Source organism: Sphingomonas sp. IC081 (assembly GCF_006874585.1).
Classification (GTDB): Bacteria; Pseudomonadota; Alphaproteobacteria; order Sphingomonadales; family Sphingomonadaceae; genus Novosphingobium.
In genome coordinates, this window is record NZ_CP029765.1 from 42,638 (window position 1) to 63,259 (window position 20,622).

Consider the following 20,622-nt stretch of genomic DNA (forward strand, 5'->3'; position numbering starts at 1 on the left):
CAAACTTCTTGCCAGACCGGCGACCCGCTGATCGCCGCGCTATCGCTTGCCTTATTGGTCGACCGACTGCTTCAAGGCATTGAGACAAGCTAGGCAGCCCTTCCCGTCACCCCTGGTACAAATAGGAGCCCATCGATGCTGGCAAAGCTCTTGAATCGGCCCTTGTGGACGCCATGGATTGTCATCCTGGCGCCGCTCATCGCCAACTTCACAATCACGACACTGTTCGGGAACCTGACCGAACTACCGCCTCGATCATGGCAAACATGGTCCGTCATCGCGATCGTCGGATGGGCATTCATAGGCGCCGCGATCAACCTTGCCTGGGTCAACGCCCAGGACCAGCAACATGCCGAGGATGAAGCCTGACATGAAAGCTGCCCTCCCCGTCGCTGCCTACGGCGCCCCACGAGCGGCTTGGACTCTGTTCGCCGCCCTCGCCGCTTCGCTTATCTATGCGTGGCTCTTCATGAAAATCTGACCGATCGCTGCGCGATCGCTCCTGCAGCAAGGATCATCACCATGGAACCTCTGCGTCACCTCGATCGCGACACCCGCCGTGCCAGACTGCTGGCCGCTCGTACCCGACCCGTCGGCGGCATCAACAGGCGCGGAATCTTCACCGGCCATTGGGATCGCGGCGACGTCGTGCGCCAATTTCGCGGCGGCAACGGATCGTGGCTCGGCCTCGCAACTTACGTAGCAGGCGACCCGGCCACTTGATCGCGCAATCCCTGGCTCGGCCTGAACGTCACCACGCGCCGCGCTGATACCGGCACCTCCACCCCCGTCTTCGGATTGCGCCCGACCCGCTCGGCCTTATCGTTCAGCAAAAATGTCCCGAAATTCGTGATCTTCACGTTCTCGCCTGCGGCTAACGCATCCGTCATGCGCTCGAGGATCTGCTCGACCAGGTGAAGTGCATCGTTCCTTGAAAACCCAACCGCACGATGCAGCGCCTCCGCAAGATCCGCGCGCGTCAACGTCGATCCTTCATCTACCGGCATTTGGCATCTAATCCTTTGCTATCAACATATATGGGCCCTGCGGCCAACTGACGTGCGCCCGCGCGCTAGACGGCCTTCCCTTCATCGCGGCGCCGCTGCCGCAGCGGTGCCCCCTCGAGCGTCACCCTATCAAAGCTGAAAACGTGCTCTCGCGGGCTGTTTTGACACCGTCCGACAATCCGCCCCGGATACTCCAAGCCGCCACGCGCCAGCATCACCGTCTCAGCATCACATATCGGGCAATCCGCGAAATATCTCCTGATCACGATCGCCAGTCGTCCTTCACTGCCACGCTCGCAATTAAGAACCACCCCCCCGTCGACGTCCGCAACGTCGCCCATACCCAGCAGCAGAATGCGATCCGTGAACAACCGATTCCAGCGCTGCGACAAGGACCACACACAGCCTAAAGGCACCGCTAGCAGTGCCAGATACGTCATCGGGCCTGCAAACACGCCCTTTGCCGCAGAGTACAGCGCCAATGACAGCGCGGCCATGAATAACATGAACGTCACGCACAGAACGATCAGCGGCGTCAGAAACAGCCACCTTCGGTAATCCTTCGCGTGCAAACCCACGCCGGGGTGCGTCAGTCGTCCCAACCGTGACAACCTCGGAACAGTCTCGCCCGTTCGATAACGCAGGATCGAACCGGCTAGCTGAAACGGAACCTCCTGTTCCGGCTCCTCGATCACCCCCAAACGGTAGCGATAGGGCCTTCGATCCTGATCGCACCGGAACTCCAATAAGCCGGGCACCCCTTCCGAAAGGTAGGCTCGATGCGTATCGAACTGGCGGCGGAGCTTCTTTTCGTCAGCCCAGACGTTCGAGGTGAACTCAGTCCTTATAGGATCGACCTCGGCGACAATCTGCTTGCGGGTGAACTCGCCCGACCCGCCCATGGCGCTCAGGATTACAAGCCCCTTCAGAAATGCCTGAATGTCATGGCCATCAACACGTCGCTCGATAGATGTCTGAATTGATTGAATAATCTCAGGAGATAGTTTCGCTTCTTCAAAGGTCTTCATAGCCCTTTAGACTTCGCCCCGCTCATGCGCGCCTTACGCGGCTCCAACAACTGGAGCCTAACATGAGCAACGACAGCCTCAAGACCTACCGCATACCATTCGAGATCAAATGTCGAGGTATTGAAATCCAACTGAGCGCTATCGGCAGAAATCTCTCTTTGCGGATAATCGATGACCCATCAGATGATGGCGATTTCGAAAAGCTAATTCGTGTTGACGAATGTGCAGTTCTTCAGAGCGAACATCCGAAATGTTATCGTGCCTATCGGCTGACAAACGGGCAGTGGAAAGTCACTCGGCACCATATCGAACGCCTCGGGTTTCAGATCATTCATTGGATCCGTCCAAGAGATTAGGGGTCATCTCGCCTGCGGCGAGACCGGGCTCTAGTCGCCTGCGGCTCCCGGAGCCCCTGCGGGTCTCCGCCCTTCGGGTTTCGATCCCTTGCCCGGGCGCCCTGCCCTCGTCGTCATCCGGCCTGCAACGGGCGTGAGAGGCCCTGCGTCGCGCGAGCGCCCCCTTCCCTCTCCTCCAGCCTCCCACGGCGCCCTTGGCCCACGCGCAGCGCCAGTAGCCTGCGGCTGTTGTCGTCCCCTTCGGGGCCGGTTCTCTTATCCATGCTGGGGACCGGCGAGGACGCCGATCCCCAGCACCAACCTCGCGCCAGGTCATTCACCACACACTGCGCCACCCCCGCCAGTGTCCCGGCGTCGCACACCGGGTTGCTCAATCAAAAGCTGCCTCCGACCAAGCTGCGCTAGCCAATCCGCGCTGGCTGGCTTTTGTCTGCTTGTCGCAGACAGCCAGCGCGGATCGGCAAGCTCCGCTAGGCCGCAGCGCGACGTCTTTTGATCGAGCGATCCCCGGCGTGCCACTTGGGACACAGGCGAAGGTGGCTCCGTGTGCGGTGAATGACAACCCACCCCCTTGCGCTCTGTTGGTCAGTAAAGACGGCCCTGGCGGGCCGACGTTTATTTGTAATGTCGCTACCGCGACAACTATTTAGGCTCAGGTTCACCATGTACGGTAAATAGCTGTCAAGAAATCAATGCATTTCAATATTTTGAGTTTAGCGAGTAAGATTAGTGTGTCGGAAGGGAAGGGGAGAGGCCCCGGACCAAAGACTAGGGGATAAGCCCCGCACTATAGGAGTAATGCTCATGAACATCGGTACTTTCGCCCTCAAGAACGGCCAGCTCATCGGTTCGATCGCAACCCTCACTGTCGACCTTGCCCGCCTTGGCCTTCGCCCCGTCGAAAGCACGAACGAGAAGGCCCCCGCGTTCGAGATCATGGCGTTGAACGTCGCTCGCAAGTGGGTGCAGGTCGGCGCGCTTTGGGAAGCCACCAGCAATTCGACCGGCGAGGTTTTCTATCAGGGCAGCCTCGACGATCCCAGCCTGCCCGAGAAGATGGCAATCATGGTCTTTGGTGACGACGAAGACGGCTATCGCGTCGTCTGGAACCGTCCGGCCCCCATGCGCCAGAACATGGACGGCACCCGCCAGACCCGCCGCCGCCAGCGTGACGACAGTTTCGGTGAAGGCAACGCCACCGAAGATGGCCGGATCACGCAGACCGACGAGGATTTCGTCCCCGAGTTCTGATCCCCCCGACGGGAAGGGAGAGGGTTGCCCCCCTCTCCCGACCCTATTCGCTATCCCCTGCCAAGGATGAGTTATCATGACCAAGGAAACGAACAGCCGCAGCTATAGCAGCTTTGCCGACTTCGCAAAGGCCATCGGCACCACGCCCGCCGAACTGCGCAAGCAGTATCTCGACAAGGCGATTGCCGACACCATGCGCGGCGAGGATGAAGCCGGAACCGCAGCCACGCCCGACGAGCTGGCAGCGCTGGCCCGTGAGGCAGAGATTGCCGACATGATCGCGCAAGATTCCGTGCTCGACAGCTTTACCGAAGCATTCGGCGACGTGACGGCGCTTTCCATCCTCGACATGGGGGGCGAGGCACAGGAACTGGACATGCCCGAGCCCGCCGAGGCGCAGGCAGAATGCCATGCCATCATCAACACCATCTTTGACCTTTTCCGCGACACCCGCCTTGAGCCGAGCGCGCAGGCCATTGCATGGGGCATCGTCAATTCGTTTCACTACGAAGCTGAGAAGCTGGCCCGCGAGGAGGACACGCTTTGCCGCGACCTGAAAGACAGGATCGAGCAGGACGACCGCAGCGAAATCTATGCAACCGAGATGGAAGATTTGCAGCTTCGCGCCCGTACCAAGATGGAGCAGCGCGCCGCCATCGAATGCATGCGCGACTATGCCGCCAACTGCTACCGTTCGCAGACCGGCCGCCCTTGGAGCACCGCGCGCGGATCGAGGGTTTCGAGCGTCACCACCGCAAGCCAGATCGCATCCGCCGATTTCCTGAAAGCCCGCGCAACCGCCATGCGCGAAAAGCGCAACCCCACCGGCCCGATTGTCGTCTTTTCCGGCGGTCAGGAATGGCACGACTATCAGCAGCTTTACGCCCGCCTCGACCAGATCAAGGCCCGCATCCCGAGCATGACCCTTTGCACCACCGGCCAGCGCAAGGGATGCGACGCCATCGCCGCAGCTTGGGCCGCACAAGCTGGCGTGCCGATTGTCACCTTTGCCCCGAACGCGCAGCGCTTCGGAAAGAGCGCCGGTTTCAAGCGTAATGACCAGCTTGTCAGCCTCCGGCCCGTCGAAGCGATCATTTGCCAAGGCACCGGCATTCAGTCGCACTTGCTGGACGAACTGAAGGGCGCAGGCGTTCCCACCCACGCCTTCCGCTATGACGCACAGGCCCCCATGCCCGCCGACGCCAAGCGGCAGAATTGGGGATGAGATAACAGGGGCGGACCAGCGCCGCCCCTACCCTTTCCTTGGCAGGAGCATTGGGCCAGCATCGGAGCACGTCCCCGGCGCTGGCCCTTTGTCGTCCACGTCGCGCTAGGTGGGGGAAACCCTACGGTTCCCCCCACGCCAGGCCGCCGCGCGCGCCGCCGCCAACATCGCCCCCGCCGGGGCTCGCTGGCGACGCCGCGCGCGGCGACCTTCCCCCCTCCGGTAAGGAGCTGCCGCAAGCAAGACGATCGGCCCCGCGCCGCTCGACCTGGCCCCCAGATATCGAGGGCGGGGGAGCGCGCGCCGGGCATCGAACCCGGCGCGCGCTGCTGCCGCGAGCATGAACACAGATCCGCGCCGGTCTGCCAGCGCCGCGGCTTCCCGATCAGGACCATCGGGACCACCCTGCCCTCCCCCCTTCGGGTGGCATTTCGCTCTGTCTCCCATTGCGCCTTCGGCGTCCCCGATCCGTGACCGGATCGGCGCTGGAGGAGAGAGGGAGAGACGAGGCGAGTTTGACGAAGGAGCTTCCCGATGATCACTTTCCGCATCAAGGATGATGCCGAACCCGACAATCTGCGCCCCGTCATGATCGACCCCCTGCAGATGGGCGCCCTGCGCGAAACACTCGACGAATACGGCAAGCGCTATGGCCTCGATCTCATCATCCACGACTACGGCTCGCTCGACGAACACGTCTTCGCGTGGGAGGCCCGCACCGCCATGATGCCGATCGCCATGATCGCCCGCCACTTCACCTTCGACGTCGACGCGATCGCCCTGATCGAGACGGCCCAATTTCTCGGCCGTCGCATCCGCATCGCCCGCCGCGATGACGAACCCGACATCATGGTGACGCTCTCGACCAACCCGGACGCCGCGCCCGAGATGAACGTCTCCAACTCGAACGCCTACGCCATCCTCGCGATGCTCGGCCTCGACCTCGACAGCTGCGGCACCATCAGCATCGAGCAGCTGCGCGGCAGCCTTGCCGATCCCGTCATGGCAAGCCGGCTCGATGCCGAGCCGGGCCTTGCCCGATACCTGCCGGCACTCAACCAGATGGCCGCGATCACGTCGCCCAGCTGCGCCCTTCGCATGGTCTGGTCATAGCGCCCGGCAAAGTACTCCACCTTTCGGCGCGGGGTCGCCTCGCTTGCCTTGGCCTGACGGCCAGGGCTACGCATCGCCGCCCGCGCCACGCCGATAGGTAAAACCACCACACAGTCTTCCCATTGTGACCTCCGGCGCGCGGCCGCGTCAAGGACGGCGGGGCCCCACCATTTTCTTCGGCGGATCGACCTCGTCGCGCCAATTACAGCGCAGCGGCCGCCAAAGAAAATCGTGCCCCCCACCGCCGCTTCGCGGCGCGAAAGGCTCGCCTTTCGCGTCCCTGACCCGACCGCGCCCCGAAGGTCCGACCGTAACTGTCGTTTTGACTAAGGAGTGAGCGTTATGAGCACGTCAGTTACCCTCCCGGAAGACAAGATCGAGTTCATCGCCAAGTCGGATAAGGAGATCCGGATCGAGCATCGCATCGCCTCGCTCGAAGCCGAAATGCACCGCGCCTGTCGCATCCATGACCGCCGCGACGACTTCATCGAAATGATCGATTGGACCTCCATGACGATCGACGATCGCGAGACGGTCCACAACCATGCCGACCGCCTCAACTGGAGCATGATCGAGATCGACCATGAGATCATGCTCGCATCCGAAGCCCTCTACGTCGAGCACATGGAGAACCCGCTCAACTGGTGAGCCCAATCCGCCACGCATGGGAGGCGCAGCCCCACAGGGCCGCGCTTCCCTTTTTTTGTCTGATGCCGTCCAGATCGCTGCCGCGTCTGCCCCCGGCTCGCTCGCCTCGGCCTAACGGCCAAGGCTACGCATCGCCGGGGCCCGCCTCTAAAGGAATGGCCGCCCGAATGGGCAAGCCCATCCGCGCGGCCATCGGTCGTTTGTTCGGTGCCGGAACGGCTCAGGCTGACGCCTGAAGCCGTTTCTCCACCTCGTCCACGCCCAGCGTCTTCACCGCCTTCATGATCCGCTCCAGTCGATCATGCGGGAGCTTGAAAAGCCCCGCCTTCTCGACCGTCCCGATCGCCGCCTCCCGCACCTTCTGTTGATGCGCCTTGCGACGCTCCGACAGCTTACGTTCCTCGGCCTCGATCGCGGCCATTTCTGCGTCCAGTGACTTCGCCATTTTCATTACCTTCTGGTCAGGCTGATCGGCTCTGAACAGCACCACCATAACCGGACCTGGCGCACCGGAAAACCCGTGTCGTACTCCCCTACGATACGACTGCGAAGTCGCACCCTTCACTCACGGATGATCCATGCACTTGCGACCCCATTCGACCCGCGCAAAGCGCCCTTCCCCTTCGGTCGCTTCCGCCTCACGGCGGACCTTTGCCCCCCGGAAACCGGAGGCAAGCCCGAACCAGACGAGGATCAGAACACAACGAGGCTTCACGGACGATAAGACAGCTCAATAGGCACACCCTACGCAACGGTGTTGCAGGATTATGGTTGAATAACAACATGTTACCAACATATTTAATGTAATCCCAATCAACCCCATTTGTAATCCCATTCACTCCCATTGCAAATTATGCGATATTTCAGAAACTTGGCTGGGATTACATGGGATTACATGGATTTTTAGCGCCTAATTAAACTTGCTATCCGCAGGGAACGCGAGTAGTAAAAGCCCGCTTTCCGCAAAAGCTCACCATCCCCTCATTCGAGAGGATGGTTTGAACATGAGAAGTACCCAGCGATCCGTAAGGTTCGACAAACACGATCTTGACCGGCTCGACGCGATCGCTGCCGACCAAGACAGATCCTTTGCTGATCTCATAAGGTTCATAGTCAAGCGACACCTGGACGGCGGCGTATTCGATAATGCGAGCCACCTTCGACTAGCGCGAGTGTGTGAGTACACACAGGCTGCCGTCGACACGATCCTGCGCGAAGAACACCCCGATCATCGGAAACTCGTCCTCGAGGAAACGACCCGTCGCATGGAGCGGTATCATGGCGCGTAAGAAACGCGGCAAAGACCGCAAAGACATTCGCAGCGACGGTTCACCGAGGCCCCTGAAACACCATTCCGCGCGCGGCGACACGCCTCGCAACAATGGCAACTTCGTGCGCGGAAGCCAGCTGCTCAACACCCAGGTTATCATGTGGCTGCAGGGCGCGAAGATGCCCTTCCTCATGTGGCTGGGCATCTTCGCCCTATCCTATTTCACGATCCTCTCGTTCACCCTCGACGAGAACAATTTCCAGCTCATCTGCATGCGCATGCTGTCGTGGCTGTGGGACTGGTGCGCGCTCGATCCGATGAAGCAGGCCAACCTGCAACTCCCAGACCATACCGTGCGCCACACCTTCATGGGGTACGTGCCCTATGTCCCTGAGGTCGCCCTCGCCTGGCATAAGGCACTGCGCGGCGTCATCGGTTCGATCCTGATCGCCTCGTTTGCGACCATCCCGGCTTCGATCTGGTATGTCGATTTCTCGCGGCGGCGAGGCGGCTCGATCATGGAAGAACGGCACGAGCGCGGCGCCATGCTGGTGGATCGGGATCTGCTCTACAGGGAGATCAGCCAGCACAACCAGATGAAGTTCGTTGAGGAGGCCAAAGACCTCTTCCCCGGCAAGAAGCCCAAAGCTGTTCTCAAGATGTCGTTCGATGCCCGCAAGGCTGCCGGCATTCACCATCCCTATTACCTTGCCGGCATCCCCTATCCCCACCGCCTCGAGCAATCCCACACCATGCTCCTGGGCACCACCGGCACCGGCAAGACCACTGTCCTTCGGAAGCATCTGGCGCAGATGCGCGAACGTCAGGATACCGCCGTGGTCTTCGATCTTACCGGCGCTTACGTCGAGGCATTCTACGACCCCGAGCGCGACACGATCCTCAATCCCATGGACGTGCGGTGCCCGTCATGGTCGATCTTCAATGACTGCTCGACATACAGCGAGTTCACCGCTGCCGCAGCGGCGCTGATCCCCTCCGACGGCGGATCGTCGGAACCGTTCTGGGCCCTCGCCGCACGCACCCTCTTCATCGAAATGTGCATGAAGCTGATCGAGAAGGATCAGACCTCCAATCAGGCGCTCGCCGACAACCTGATGACGGCCGATCTCAAGCAGGTCCACCGTCATCTTCAGAAGACGATCGCCGATCCACTCACTGCCCCGGAAGCCGCCCGCATGGCGGAATCGATCCGTGCCGTTTTCAACACCAATGCGCAGGCGCTGCGCTTCCTTCCCGACGAGGGCGAGCCATACTCGATCAAGAAGTGGATCACCGGCGAGAAGAAGCCCGGATCGATCCTCTTCATCACCTGTACCTACACCGACCTCGAGATGAACAAGGCCCTCCTGACCCTGTGGTCGAACCTTGCCATTCACTCGCTCATGACCATGCCGCACACCCGTTCTTTGCGGACCTGGTTCATGTTCGACGAGCTGGGCGCGCTTCACCGCCTGCCCGCCATCGAGAACGGCCTCCAGACGGCCCGTAACTTTGGCGGAGCCATGATCCTTGGCCTCCACTCCTTCGACAAACTGGTGCAGGTCTACGGGGAAGAAAACGCCCGCAACCTGTCGTCGCTTGCACGTACAAAGCTGATGCTCGCTGCTGCGGATCTGGACACCGCCGAGCAGTGCGCCCGCTACATCGGCAATCGCGAAATCCGGCAAATGGATGAGGGCTATTCCTACGGCTACAATTCCACCCGCGACGCATCGACGCTGACACCGCGCAAGCAGATCGAACCACTCGTCATTCCCGACGACATCATGAACCTGCCCTCGATGCACGGTTTCGTGAAATTTCCGGATGGATTTCCGGCAGCGCGCATCCAGCTTGAGTGGCAGCACTATGCCAAAGTTGCCGAGGGCTTCATGCGCCGGCCACCGTCAAAGCCGGACGATCCGGACGGCAATGTTCGCGGAGGTGGGGGTAAGCCGAAGGGTGGGGATGACGGTGGGCGTGGGGAAAACATCGCGCTCAGCGAAGAGGAGGTGGCCGCGCGGGATAATCCAATCGCACTCGCCTCCAATATCCTTTCACAACCCTCAGAGCAGGAGCGTGAAGAGCAAGAGGGCCGCGATCCCAACTCTCGTGAAGCACTTGACCGTATGGACCCCGGTGCATCGCAATCCGGGACCGTCAAAGGCGAAGCTGCACAGGACAGTACCGTCGATCATAATGGTCTCGATACTCCAGAGCGGGAGAACGCCCGGCCAAAGGACTCCACGGCCAGACGAGACGCACAGGAAATCTCCTCTCGATCCTCCGATAAGGATGCCGCTACCCAGGCAAGAGGAGAAAATAGAGATACCGCCGAGGAAAATCTAGGCGTCCGTGAAGCGCGTGACGGTTTCGGCACGGGGGACGGAAAAGACCATAGTCACGATCATCCCGATCTGGGCGATTCAGATATGGGTATCGGAGACTGATCGATGCATTCCATTGCATCCGTTCGCTCCGCTGGTGGCGCCGCCAAATATTTCACAAACGACGATTTCGTTGCGGGTGATTATTATACAAATGAGCAGGCAGGGGAGGTCAGCCAATGGGGAGGCAATGGCCTCTCCGACAGCTCAATTGCAGAAGGATCAAGCGTCACCCGTGAGGCGTTCGAAAAGGTTCTCCTGGGTGAGACACCCACCGGGGAACAGATCGAAGCGAAGGACAACCGAAGGCCAGGCTACGACCTGACGTTCTCCGCGCCAAAGTCAGTCTCGATCATGGCCTACATAGCCGGCGACAAACGCATTCTTGGACCTGATGGCGCATTTGCTCTTTCGGTCAAGGATACCATGGCGTGGGTCGAGAAGAACCTTGCCGAAGGCCGCAAGACCGTTGAGGGCAAGACGGCCGCCATTCAGACAGGCAATCTCGTCTACGCCCTTTTCCAGCACGACACGAGCCGGGCACTCGATCCGCAGCTCCATATCCATTCCATCGTCGCCAACATGACGCGCATGCCGGACGGCAAATGGCAGGCGCTTCACGCCGACAAGATCTGGTCCAATAACACCGTTATCGGCTCGATCCAGCACGCCTTCCTGCGGACCCGTATGGAGGAGCTGGGCTACAAGGTTCAATTGGACGGCAAGCACGGCACCTTCGAGATCGTCGGTGTCCCCAAGGATGTCATCGACGCCAACAGCACACGGCGGGAAGAAATCCTGATCAAGTCCGAGCAGCTTGGGATCGTCTCACCAAAAGGACGCGACAGCGTCACCGTCAACACTCGCGATGCAAAACTGAATGTTGAAGATCGCGAAGGCATGGTCAAAGGCTGGATCGAGCGCGCTGCAGCACTCGGATTTGACGGGAAGGACGTCCTCGCCGCTGCGTTGCGGGCCTCTCGCGAGCAGCCGGAAAACCTCGCAGTGCGCGGTTACAAGGCCATGCTCGAGGTGGTGAACACGGCGCGGGAATTTGTATCCGGCCTCTTGCGATCCCCTGAACCACTGGTCGATGCTGGCATTGCGCGTCTGGCAGGCTCTCCTGGCGATGCTCGTGCCCAACTCGCGGTCGCTTCGGCCGTCCGCATCCTCAGCCAGCGGGAAGCCGCCTTCCAGGTCCATCAAGTCTCCAAGACGGCTCTCGATCTTGGCCTCAAGGGCGTCACGATCGACAACGTCGAAGCGCGCATCGACCGACTGATAAAAAATGGCGATCTCGTTTCTGGTCAAATCCAGCACAAGGGCCAGATGGTCGACGCTGTCACCACACCTGAGTCGTTGAAGGTCGAGCAATCCATTCTCGATCACGTCGAAACCGGCAATGGCAAAGGCACCTCGATCGTCGATGCCGCCAGTGCGCCATCGCGGCTTCAGGAGGCCGCAGCGCCCCGAGAACTGAATCAAGGGCAGCTCGCGGCCGCAACCATGATCGTCTCGAGTGAGGATCGCTACGTCGTCGTCCAGGGTGTCGCCGGCGCCGGTAAGTCTACCATGCTGCAGACTGTTGCTGCCGTCGCGCGCGATGAGGGCAAGCAAGTCCTCGGCCTCGCGTTTCAGAACAAGATGGTCGGCGACATGCGCGAGGGCATGGTGCCAAAGCACCTCACGGCCGAGGACATGGAAAAGGCGGGAGTTTCGGCACAGACCATTGCGTCTTTCGTGTGGCAGAACGAGAAATACCTAAGCGATCCCAGCAGTCGGGGGGCCCAGGATCGGCGCAGCGAACTCGCCGGCACGATCGTCGTCGTCGACGAAACCTCAATGGTTTCGAGCGAGGATATGCTCAAGCTGATGCGCATCACTGAAGCGCTCGGCATCGAAAAGGTAGCCTTCGTTGGCGACCGTCAACAGCTCTCCTCGATCGACGCGGGCAAGTCATTTGCCATGGTACAAGCCGCTGGCATCACCATGGCGCGCATGGATCAGAACGTGCGTATCAATCCGGACAACAAGCAACTCCTGACCGTAGCGGCGCTTGCGAACACTGGCCGCGCCGGCGCCGCGCTGAAAGTGCTGGGCGACAATGTCAGCGAACATGCCGAACCGGCTGCACAGGCGGCCGAGGCATGGCTGGCCCTGTCTGCAGAAGACCGGGCTGTTACCGCCGTCTTCGCCTCGGGCCGCGACGCACGCTCGGAGATCAACACCGAAATTCAGCAAGGTTTGCGTCAGGAGGGCACTCTGAAGGGCGACGGCCTGGACGTCATTGTCCATGACCGGGTGAGCAAAGAGCGCGAGCAGCTGCGCTATGCCCATCATTACACCGTTGGCCAGACCCTGACGGTGACGGGGCAAATCCGAGAAGTCGGGCTAGGGCGGGGGCAGTATCAGGTTAGCCGCATCTTCGACAACGGCAAGGTCCAGCTAACAGGCCCCAATGGGCGCAACCTGCGCTTCGATCCTCAGAAGATTGATTCCGGCATCACCCGAAGCCGTCTTGAACTCTCAAATCTCGAGACGCTCAAGATTTATGAGGGCGATACGATCCGCTGGACCACCAACGACAAGGATCGCGGACTGGATAATGCTGCTCTGGCAAAGATCGTGTCCATTGAGGGGGGGAACGTCACCGTCGAAACCGCGAATAACGAACGGCTAACATTAGAGCGTGGTGATCCGATGCTCAGCAGGATCGGCCTCGCCTACGCCCTAAACATGCACATGGCGCAGGGTGTCACCGCAGACAAGGGGATCGGGGTCATGCTCTCCTACGAGCACAACCTATCCAACCAGCGCCTTTTCAACGTCCTTGTGACCCGCGTGCGGGACGCCCTGACCATGATCGTTGACGATCGCCAGAAGCTGGAATGGCGTCTTAACTCCAATCCAGGCGACAAGACTTCCTCTCTCGAAAGCACCGGGAAGCTGGACATTGACGGTGTTGATGCCAAGCAGGAGGCGGCAGACGCTGCACTTACCGCCGCATTCGATGCACTCGAGGGTGAGAACGGAGCCGGTGGCGCGTCAAACGGCCTTGGCCGCGATGCCTCCGCCGATTTGGCCGACTTGCCCCCAATGCCCGCAGCCGATGCACACGAAGGCGGCGCTGGAACTGGCGCCGGTGGCGACGAGAACGCGGCCGATGGGCTCAGCGAAATAGAGAAGGGCCAGAACGGCATGTCCGGTCCAGAGTCAATGGACCTGGATGACCTGCCCCCGATGGGGCCATCGGAAACTGATTATTCCACCTTCGATGCCAGTGCCGATCTGATCTACGATCCCGGCGCTGATGATCCCCCTGCCCCCACGCAGGACAAGGACGACGTCGATCCGCTTAGGCAAGCACTGCTGGATCACCTCGAGGGCGATGGCCTCGGCGTTGTCGATACCACCGTTGATGATCTTACCGGCATTCCGCCGATGCCTGGTCGTGATGACGGCCAGATTCCGGGGCTGCCGGAAAAGAGCCTGGGACTCGACCTATGAGCCGTAAACGCCTGCCGATCGATTTTGCCACTAGCGACATGGATGCCGGGCATCTTGAGGCCATCATTGCCCGAACCCGCGAGGGCGGCCATCCGGCACAGGAACCGCGACGGGATGACGCTCGAAAATGCCGCGTTCTCGCAAGAAATCGACCAGCTGGGGACAAAGCTGGGCGCGCGCGGCCTGCTCGACGAGCCCGAGATCGTGCCCTTCGATACCTGGCAGCGCAAATGACAGGCCGCAGCGGACAAGCTGGGAGCGTCACACAAGCTGAGGCGCCAATCGATCTGCCGGTGGTCAGGGCCGCGCCGTGGATTGAACGCTCCATCATCAACACAAAGACCCCCGGCGATTGTCACCCCGCCGATTATTGGTTGGAAAGGATCACCCGATGTCTCTGATACTTATTGCCGCCGCCGCACTGGCGGGCTGCACCGTGACGGATGGCGATACGATCAGATGCAATGGCGAGCGCATCCGCTTGCTTGGCGTCGACGCTCCCGACGATCCGGGCAACAGCCGGTGCAGACCCGTGCCTAAACCCGGCGCGATCTGCGATCGGCAGCGGGCCGCCGCGAGCAAGGCATCGCTGCAACGGATCATGGCGGGGCCTCTCTCTATCGAACGCGTGGGCACAGATCGTTACGGGCGCACGCTGGCGATGGTCTACGCGCAGGGCCGGAGCCTGTCGTGCCACCAGATCGAAGGTGGGCAAGCCACCTATTTTGCACGGTGGGATCAAGGCGCACGGGTAGCTCGTGAGTGCCCGCGAGCGGCAGCAAGGGCGGTTAGATGATCGCCGTGCTGACCAGTTTTCTCCCCCCTCCCCACCTCAACGGCTCTTACAGGAGGACTCCGTGCGCGAGGATGTAACCCCCACACCACTCACCCCCCGCGATATTATGATCGAATATGCGCTCATCCTGCGCCGCGTTTCGGGGCGGATACACGGCATCCTCCGCGAGCCAGAGACGATACAGATGCCCGTTACCCTGCGCCGCTCCCTCACCGACTGCGTCAAGGCATTCGATGAGTGCATAGCCGACCTCGAGACGCTCGCATCCACGGCCGCAGCCACCGCTACCCCCACCATCACCCATACCCCCATGCGCGTGCCGACCTGGCGCGATGGCGCGAAAGTTGCGCTCGGCGTGCTCATCCCCTGCGCCGCTTTTGTCTGTCTCATCGCCTTGATCGCCTCCACCATGCCGATCGAACCGACCGATCCCGAACAGATCCAACGCGACGCGAAATGGCTACAAGAGCATGAGGATCGCTTCGAAGCGATATCCAGAGGCGGCCATGGGAATAAATGACCGCGACTACATGCGCGAGCGCTACCGCAAGCGCCGGGGTCTCGGGGGCACCCTTTGGAACGACCGCAAATCGCGCGTCGAGCAGGACGGAGCATGGTTTGCCGCGAAAAACCAAGGCTTTGATTATCAGAAGAACCGCTGGCGGCCGAAGCGGCGTAAATCTTCGGGCCAAATCGGATGGGCGATTGCAGGCGCGGTCGTACTGATCGCCATCGCCATCCCGGCCTGGCGCGACATCAAGCTAACGGGGTGGCTACCTGACAACGATCCCGAGATGCCCTTCCCCACCTCCGGCAGCGTCACCGTCAACCGGACCGTAGATCCCAAATCAGCGATCTCACAGCTTCGCATTATCTCTGCACATGGCAACGCCATCGTCCAGCTCTACGACCCCCACACATCGGCGCATGTCATCTCGGTCTATGCACGGCGCAATGCAGAAGTTGCCGTACCCGTTCCGCCCGGAACCTACCGTGTCAGGATCGTCGAAGGCGACAAGTGGCATGGGACACAACGATATTTCGGAATTTCGACAATCTCGCAGACTGTCAGCGCGCCCGTGCGCATAGACCCGCACTGGACGCGCGTAATCGACCTGCACCGCAGTCGCTGGGGCAATCTTCGCACCAGTTCCGACTTCCGCTCACCCAACCCTCTCAACTGAACAGGACGACCGGCTTATGCGACACATGCTCACCACTGCTGCCCACCTCAGCACCGGCCTTGCTTTCACACTCGCAGCGCTGGCCGCTACACCCGCCAATGCCCAGAAATTGGGTAAAGGTGGTATCGGCATCGATGAAACTTCAGAAGTTCCCCGCTGCGACGTCCCGCTCGGCACCATTGCGCTAGTCGAGGATCGCACCGCAGCGCCGAGCGAGGATGACATTCCTCCAGGGCTTCGCGCCATGATCCGTATGGCTGAGGCACAGAATGGCGGTGGCTCGCAAAAGATCGACCCATTGCCGCTGCTGAAGCTGCTAACTGCACAATCAAATTGCTTCCAGGTGCTCGATCGTGGCGAAGGTTTTGATGCCCTTCAGCGCGAACGTGCGCTCGCTTCGGGAGGCACCATCGCGAATGGCAATACGCAAGCGACATTGCTGGCTGCCGAATACCTGCTCACCGCCCGCGTTCTCTATTCTGACGGCAATGCCGGCGGCAGCGGGGGCGGGTTAGGCACCATGTTTCCAGGCGGGATTGGCTTCAAGTCGAAGAAGCTGGAGAGCCAGACGATGCTAACACTCGTGGAGGTGAAAACCGGACTGCAGAAAGTTGTCGCCACCGGCTCTGCCCGCAAAAAGGACATATCGATCATCGGCGGCGCGCTGATGGGCTCAGGTATCGGTGCGCTTGGCGGCGGCTACACCAGCACCGATATAGGCAAAATCACGTCCTTCGCGTTGCTCGACGCCTTCCGCAAGCTCACCAGAGACGCGCAGGGGCGCATCGCGCCACCTGTTGCGATGTCAGCTGCCCCTGCCCGTGTTGCGCCTCCAGCGGCGTCCGTAGCGGCACCTGTAGCCTCCACCGGCGACGCACAGGCAGCTGGAACACACGCGCAGTAGAAGGGGAGAGGGAATGGAAGGGGGAACACGACGGAGAGTGAGCCCCCCTGCCCTTCCTCCCCCAGCTTGGAGCCATGGATCATGAGCGCGCAGACGGATCTGTTCGGCGAGGAGCCGCTAAACGCCACGATCGAGGACGCCGCCATCACGCCCCAAGAACCGCTGGCAATGCCCTGTGGGTTCCTTGATCGCTCCAACACCCGCTGCAAACGGCTCGCTTCGCGGCCCGTGATGATGAACGGGAAGCAGTTGCACAGCCACGGCCGACCCATGCTCCACTGTGAGATGGCCTGCTTCAGCGCCTCCCATGGCATGCCTAGCGATCCAATGGAGAACCGAGGCAATGATTGAAACGATAGGACTGACCGGAACCATAGAGACATCGCAGCGCGGCCCGATGCTGAAGGACACGGATGGGATGTGGTGGCGGCTGATCGGCGAAATCGACACGACTGCCAAAAATGATAAACTTGTGCGCATCGTCGGCCGCAAGCGCGGCGCTGCCGTAATCGAGATCGATTACCTCGGCCCCGTGACAAACTGATGCACGGTCCCCGACACCTTCCCAAATGTCCATACTGCGGCCATCCAGTGCATGAGTGGCGGCGTGGTTCTCCTATTGAGGGATGCCGTCAGTGCCGCCGTCCCATGGTCTTGCTGCGCTATCCCCTGCCCTGGAGAAGCCCCTTGCGCCTTATCGGCCTGCTCGACCTAGCCTCGAAACTTCAGGCCTACGCCACGATCACAGTCGGCTCTCTGTTTGTCATCGGCGCACTGTCCCTTCTCGGCCTGGTCAAAGCCATCGCCATCCTGCTTTACGTCATTGGCTCGATCCTGATCGTCGACGGCACCCTCGGAATCGTCTCGGGCATCGACCGGACATGGAGCCAGGTACGCTATGCAGGGCCGGCCAAGGCCATGGCCTCTGGTAAGATCATAGCGGGATCGCTTGCCTTCATGCTTACCATTGTTGGCCTGCTCATATGACCCGCTCAGCCGATCTTCTCGACAGCGATCTTGTCACAGGGATAGCAGAGGCTCTTTTTGAGGCTGGCCCCTCCCCTCACGATGACCTCGAGCGACGTCAGCTTGTGACCACATTATTACGAACCCTATCCCCGCGTCTGGAGCGGTTGATCCGCCTCAGCTACGGTATCGGCGTCCCGCAAACCGGAGCGGCGGAAATCGCTGACGACTTCGGAATCACTAGAACCCGCATCGATATGATGCACCGTGAAGCTTTGCGGCGCATGCGGAGAGCGGCAAAGTATATCGCTGCGGCTGAGCCGGAACTTATAGCCGACCCTGCCTATCCGCTGCCGCGGGGCTGGAGCATGCCCGACCTCGAAATTCGTAATAGCCGGTTCGCAGACCGTTTGAATTACGCTCGGGGATTGCCGGTGGCTGTGGTGAAGAAGAGCAAGGATACGAAACCTCGAAAACCCAAGCCTCCAAACTTCGCGGCGCCGATGGGGACATGGACGCAGCCTCCGATCCGCCCCACACAAGAACCCGGCGCTGTGCATCGTGCAGGCTGTGTCGATGGTCTTATAGGCACCGGGCGGGTCTTCGTGCTCCCTGTCGGTGCCGGGGCCATTATCGCTGGGGCCGGGTATGGTGGATTCGTAGGGCTGCTCGCTGGCGTCATCGCCATGCCCGCCATGGCGTTTGCCTATGAATGGTGGGCGGAAAGGCGATAAGCAATATAAGCTCGAACGTGGCGGAAGCAGTTGCAGCCGAACTTTGCCCTTCCTAGCTCATGATATGATCGTGCCGATCGGCCGAGAGTTTGCAATCAGCGAATTGGCTCACCTCGTGTGATTTTTTCCGTCAGCGCTTGCAAGGCCATTTCAATCACCTCAGCGATTGCTGCACATTCCAGTTGGTCTGCGAGATCATAAATCTGATTGTTTGTATCGCGACGCAATTTAACGGTGAACGGCACATCCCGCCCCGTCGTCCTCTTTCGGCCGCGACGCTTTACCTCACTCCCCTCGCCCTGCTCTGCGCTTACGGGCTGAGATACGGGCTTAGTCTTGGCGACCGCATGGCGGCCGGTGAATCCCGCGTTATCGGAGGCTTCCTTTATCTGGGCCCTTGAGTCCGCGTCGATCTTGACCGGCTGAGGCTTGAACTCATCAAGGTCCAGGCTGATCTTTCCCGAAGTCATTTGCGCGCTTCCCTCAATACCTCGATAATTTCTTTCACGAACGCGGACGCATTGACACGAGCTTTATCGAGTCCCGGAACTTGTTCGTCTGTAAGGTCAGCAAGCGTCGCGCCGAAATTGACAACGCCTTTAAATGCCTCCCGCTCGACGACGCGGGTGTTTAGGAATGATATTCCCGCCTCTTCGAACTGCGTGCCCATATCTCGACCACTGCGTGTCTGATATGCTGCTGGTGCCCTACTCCATAGCACTCTAGCCGGAATGTTCTTGTTGGTGGTTTTCGACTGCCTCAGAATGAACTTCAGCGTTTTGGCCGCTTCGTTTGCATCTAATTTGGACGCCTGTAGCGGGATTAAAATAAGGTCGCTGCTACTGATTGCGTAGCCGCTTGAAAGGTTCGCAGAACCTTCAAGGTCGACAATGACGAAACTAACCTTGGCAGACTGCTCCTCGATTGTTTCGATGATATTTTCCTCGGTCACGCTTCCCACAACCGAAAGATTTGATGGGAGGTTTGCTTCCTCGGCCCACCTGACCAACGGTTGGTTCGGATCGGCATCGATCAGGCACACATCTGCGCCTTGCTCAGCTAATCCCGTACCCAAGAGAAGCGTAGCAGTGGTTTTTCCCGCTCCACCTTTCGTGGTCATAATGGAGATGACGGGCATATATAGACCTTACGTTTTGATGACCGGTCGACGCGCATTGAATGCATAAGCCGATTGGTGGTAACGCCTAGCGCATGCCGATTGCCTTTGTCAATCCATAGCACCCGAAAGCAAGATAACGGGTTTAGGTTTAGCAAAGGTATACCTTAAATAAACGTATACGATACTGCGATAAATTGATTGGCAAAAGACGGCGAGATGAAGGGCGTTCGAATGCAAAACATTAAGACGGAGTCACATGACGTGGGAAGGGGGGCGTGCAAAGCGCAACCTCCATTGAAAAAAGGCCTGCCATCGTAATGCCCAAGCTGACGCTGCCCGTTTAACCCGCAGGCCCAATGCGTTCCGTTAGCAGTTGATTATGCGGCCGGGGCCGTGGGAGCTAACTTTGAGCGCAAATACGCGGCCCAAGCTCGCTTGACCGCGCTCCGATCACGCGACCAGGGCTTAACTTTCATGCGCCGCTACTATGCGAAGGCCCTCATAGCGCCCGGTGGGCGCGATCATTCCGGCCTCCTCGAGAATGGCTGCGGCCTGTGAGGCGGTGCGCTTGGTCACGTCCAGCGCACGGGCGATCTCGGCGCGGGTGAGGGGGCCGACCCCCGCAAGCAGCAGCCACGCGTCGTGGGCGCGGGAGGAGCGCTTGATCTTCGCGAGCCGCGCCTTGGCAAGATCAATGGCGGCGCGGGCGCCGATGATGTCAGTGCGCACCGCGGTGGCTGCGCTGAGCAAGGCCCCAGCGAGGATCGCCGGGACCGATCTCTCGCGCATTGACTGGAATGCTTCTCGCGGGAGCAAGCCGGCAAGCGCGAGCGGCGCTGCACCTAGTGCAAACAGCTGCGGGCGCATCGCTACAGCCAGTGAGGCGGCCCAGGCGCCGCCGCGTGTGGGCGGGCGGTTGAAAGCGCGGCCCGCAGCCAGGTAGGTTTCCGAACCGCCCTCGACGAAGCTGTTCTCTGCCTCGCTCAGTGTGACGCGAAAAAATTTACGACATTCAAAGTATATTGTTGTGACTACGTGATAAAATGGCCTTCCGAGGGCGGAAATGCTTGTCACATGAAAAATGGCGCTATCTGCCGCGGTCAAAGTAGGCGACAGTAAGGGTGGC

General features: G+C 60.3%; 23 protein-coding genes. 17 read left to right on the forward strand and 6 right to left on the reverse strand.

The window, feature by feature from the left end:
• Positions 1 to 135 precede the first annotated feature (135 nt).
• Together DM450_RS24525 and DM450_RS24530 are read left to right on the forward strand one after the other, a co-directional pair.
• Positions 136 to 369, forward strand: a complete 234-nt coding sequence (locus DM450_RS24525; RefSeq protein WP_142639976.1) for a hypothetical protein — start codon at positions 136 to 138, stop codon at positions 367 to 369.
• Positions 370 to 522: 153 nt separating this feature from the next.
• Positions 523 to 723, forward strand: coding sequence for a hypothetical protein (locus DM450_RS24530; protein WP_083910358.1), 201 nt, complete (start codon positions 523 to 525; stop codon positions 721 to 723).
• Here the strand turns inward: DM450_RS24530 and DM450_RS24535 are convergent.
• Entirely contained in the window at positions 696 to 1,007 is a 312-nt protein-coding gene (locus DM450_RS24535) for an integration host factor subunit alpha (RefSeq protein WP_142639978.1), read from the reverse strand. The genes DM450_RS24530 and DM450_RS24535 overlap by 28 nt on opposite strands.
• A gap of 65 nt (positions 1,008 to 1,072) precedes the next feature.
• Positions 1,073 to 2,035 (reverse strand): hypothetical protein, encoded by a 963-nt coding sequence (locus tag DM450_RS24540; protein WP_142639980.1) that lies wholly within the window; start codon positions 2,033 to 2,035, stop codon positions 1,073 to 1,075.
• A 62-nt stretch (positions 2,036 to 2,097) separates the two neighbouring features.
• Between DM450_RS24540 and DM450_RS24545 the strand changes: the two genes are divergently transcribed.
• The 5 genes from DM450_RS24545 (at position 2,098) to DM450_RS24565 (ending at position 6,628) form a co-directional block, all read left to right on the forward strand.
• Positions 2,098 to 2,391, forward strand: a complete 294-nt coding sequence (locus DM450_RS24545; RefSeq protein WP_142639982.1) for a hypothetical protein — start codon at positions 2,098 to 2,100, stop codon at positions 2,389 to 2,391.
• Between the two features lie 804 nt (positions 2,392 to 3,195).
• The gene (locus tag DM450_RS24550) at positions 3,196 to 3,642 is read left to right on the forward strand and encodes a DUF736 domain-containing protein (protein WP_142639984.1); all 447 of its coding nucleotides are present in this window, start codon (positions 3,196 to 3,198) and stop codon (positions 3,640 to 3,642) included.
• A gap of 76 nt (positions 3,643 to 3,718) precedes the next feature.
• Entirely contained in the window at positions 3,719 to 4,867 is a 1,149-nt protein-coding gene (locus tag DM450_RS24555) for a DUF2493 domain-containing protein (RefSeq protein WP_142639986.1), read from the forward strand.
• A 534-nt stretch (positions 4,868 to 5,401) separates the two neighbouring features.
• Positions 5,402 to 5,980 (forward strand): hypothetical protein, encoded by a 579-nt coding sequence (locus DM450_RS24560; protein WP_142639988.1) that lies wholly within the window; start codon positions 5,402 to 5,404, stop codon positions 5,978 to 5,980.
• A gap of 342 nt (positions 5,981 to 6,322) precedes the next feature.
• Entirely contained in the window at positions 6,323 to 6,628 is a 306-nt protein-coding gene (locus DM450_RS24565; protein WP_142639990.1) for a hypothetical protein, read from the forward strand.
• A 220-nt stretch (positions 6,629 to 6,848) separates the two neighbouring features.
• On the opposite strand, the gene DM450_RS24570 is transcribed toward DM450_RS24565, so the two are convergent.
• Positions 6,849 to 7,121, reverse strand: a complete 273-nt coding sequence (locus DM450_RS24570) for a hypothetical protein (protein WP_236549569.1) — start codon at positions 7,119 to 7,121, stop codon at positions 6,849 to 6,851.
• Positions 7,122 to 7,906: 785 nt separating this feature from the next.
• On the opposite strand from DM450_RS24570, the gene DM450_RS24575 reads away from it, so the two are divergent.
• The 10 genes from DM450_RS24575 to DM450_RS24620 all read left to right on the forward strand — a co-directional run bounded on the left by DM450_RS24575 (position 7,907) and on the right by DM450_RS24620 (position 18,376).
• Positions 7,907 to 10,348, forward strand: coding sequence for a type IV secretion system DNA-binding domain-containing protein (locus DM450_RS24575; RefSeq protein WP_142639993.1), 2,442 nt, complete (start codon positions 7,907 to 7,909; stop codon positions 10,346 to 10,348).
• Between the two features lie 3 nt (positions 10,349 to 10,351).
• On the forward strand, positions 10,352 to 13,792 hold the full coding sequence (mobF, locus tag DM450_RS24580) for a MobF family relaxase (protein ID WP_142639995.1): 3,441 nt from the start codon (positions 10,352 to 10,354) through the stop codon (positions 13,790 to 13,792).
• Positions 13,793 to 14,183: 391 nt separating this feature from the next.
• Complete coding sequence (locus tag DM450_RS24585) at positions 14,184 to 14,588, forward strand: thermonuclease family protein (RefSeq protein WP_142639997.1); 405 nt, start codon at positions 14,184 to 14,186, stop codon at positions 14,586 to 14,588.
• A gap of 61 nt (positions 14,589 to 14,649) precedes the next feature.
• Positions 14,650 to 15,108 (forward strand): hypothetical protein, encoded by a 459-nt coding sequence (locus tag DM450_RS24590; RefSeq protein ID WP_142639999.1) that lies wholly within the window; start codon positions 14,650 to 14,652, stop codon positions 15,106 to 15,108.
• Positions 15,059 to 15,772: a hypothetical protein gene (locus DM450_RS24595; RefSeq protein ID WP_159832154.1), complete on the forward strand. Its 714-nt coding sequence runs from the start codon at positions 15,059 to 15,061 to the stop codon at positions 15,770 to 15,772. Before DM450_RS24590 ends, DM450_RS24595 begins: the two co-directional genes overlap by 50 nt.
• 16 nt (positions 15,773 to 15,788) lie before the next feature.
• The gene (locus DM450_RS24600; RefSeq protein WP_142640004.1) at positions 15,789 to 16,676 is read left to right on the forward strand and encodes a CsgG/HfaB family protein; all 888 of its coding nucleotides are present in this window, start codon (positions 15,789 to 15,791) and stop codon (positions 16,674 to 16,676) included.
• Positions 16,677 to 16,757: 81 nt separating this feature from the next.
• Complete coding sequence (locus DM450_RS24605) at positions 16,758 to 17,027, forward strand: hypothetical protein (RefSeq protein WP_142640006.1); 270 nt, start codon at positions 16,758 to 16,760, stop codon at positions 17,025 to 17,027.
• A complete protein-coding gene (locus DM450_RS24610; protein ID WP_142640008.1) occupies positions 17,020 to 17,220 on the forward strand; it encodes a DUF5818 domain-containing protein in 201 nt (66 codons plus the stop codon). The genes DM450_RS24605 and DM450_RS24610 overlap by 8 nt, the downstream gene beginning before the upstream one ends.
• 143 nt (positions 17,221 to 17,363) lie before the next feature.
• On the forward strand, positions 17,364 to 17,663 hold the full coding sequence (locus tag DM450_RS24615) for a hypothetical protein (protein WP_142640010.1): 300 nt from the start codon (positions 17,364 to 17,366) through the stop codon (positions 17,661 to 17,663).
• Positions 17,660 to 18,376, forward strand: a complete 717-nt coding sequence (locus DM450_RS24620) for a sigma factor-like helix-turn-helix DNA-binding protein (RefSeq protein WP_142640012.1) — start codon at positions 17,660 to 17,662, stop codon at positions 18,374 to 18,376. Before DM450_RS24615 ends, DM450_RS24620 begins: the two co-directional genes overlap by 4 nt.
• A gap of 95 nt (positions 18,377 to 18,471) precedes the next feature.
• Here DM450_RS24620 and DM450_RS24625 read toward each other — a convergent pair whose 3' ends face one another.
• The 3 genes from DM450_RS24625 to DM450_RS24635 form a co-directional block, all read right to left on the reverse strand.
• A complete protein-coding gene (locus DM450_RS24625; RefSeq protein ID WP_142640014.1) occupies positions 18,472 to 18,846 on the reverse strand; it encodes a hypothetical protein in 375 nt (124 codons plus the stop codon).
• A complete protein-coding gene (locus DM450_RS24630; RefSeq protein WP_142640016.1) occupies positions 18,843 to 19,514 on the reverse strand; it encodes a ParA family protein in 672 nt (223 codons plus the stop codon). Before DM450_RS24630 ends, DM450_RS24625 begins: the two co-directional genes overlap by 4 nt.
• 447 nt (positions 19,515 to 19,961) lie before the next feature.
• Positions 19,962 to 20,600: a helix-turn-helix domain-containing protein gene (locus DM450_RS24635; RefSeq protein ID WP_185928875.1), complete on the reverse strand. Its 639-nt coding sequence runs from the start codon at positions 20,598 to 20,600 to the stop codon at positions 19,962 to 19,964.
• Positions 20,601 to 20,622: the final 22 nt, after the last annotated feature.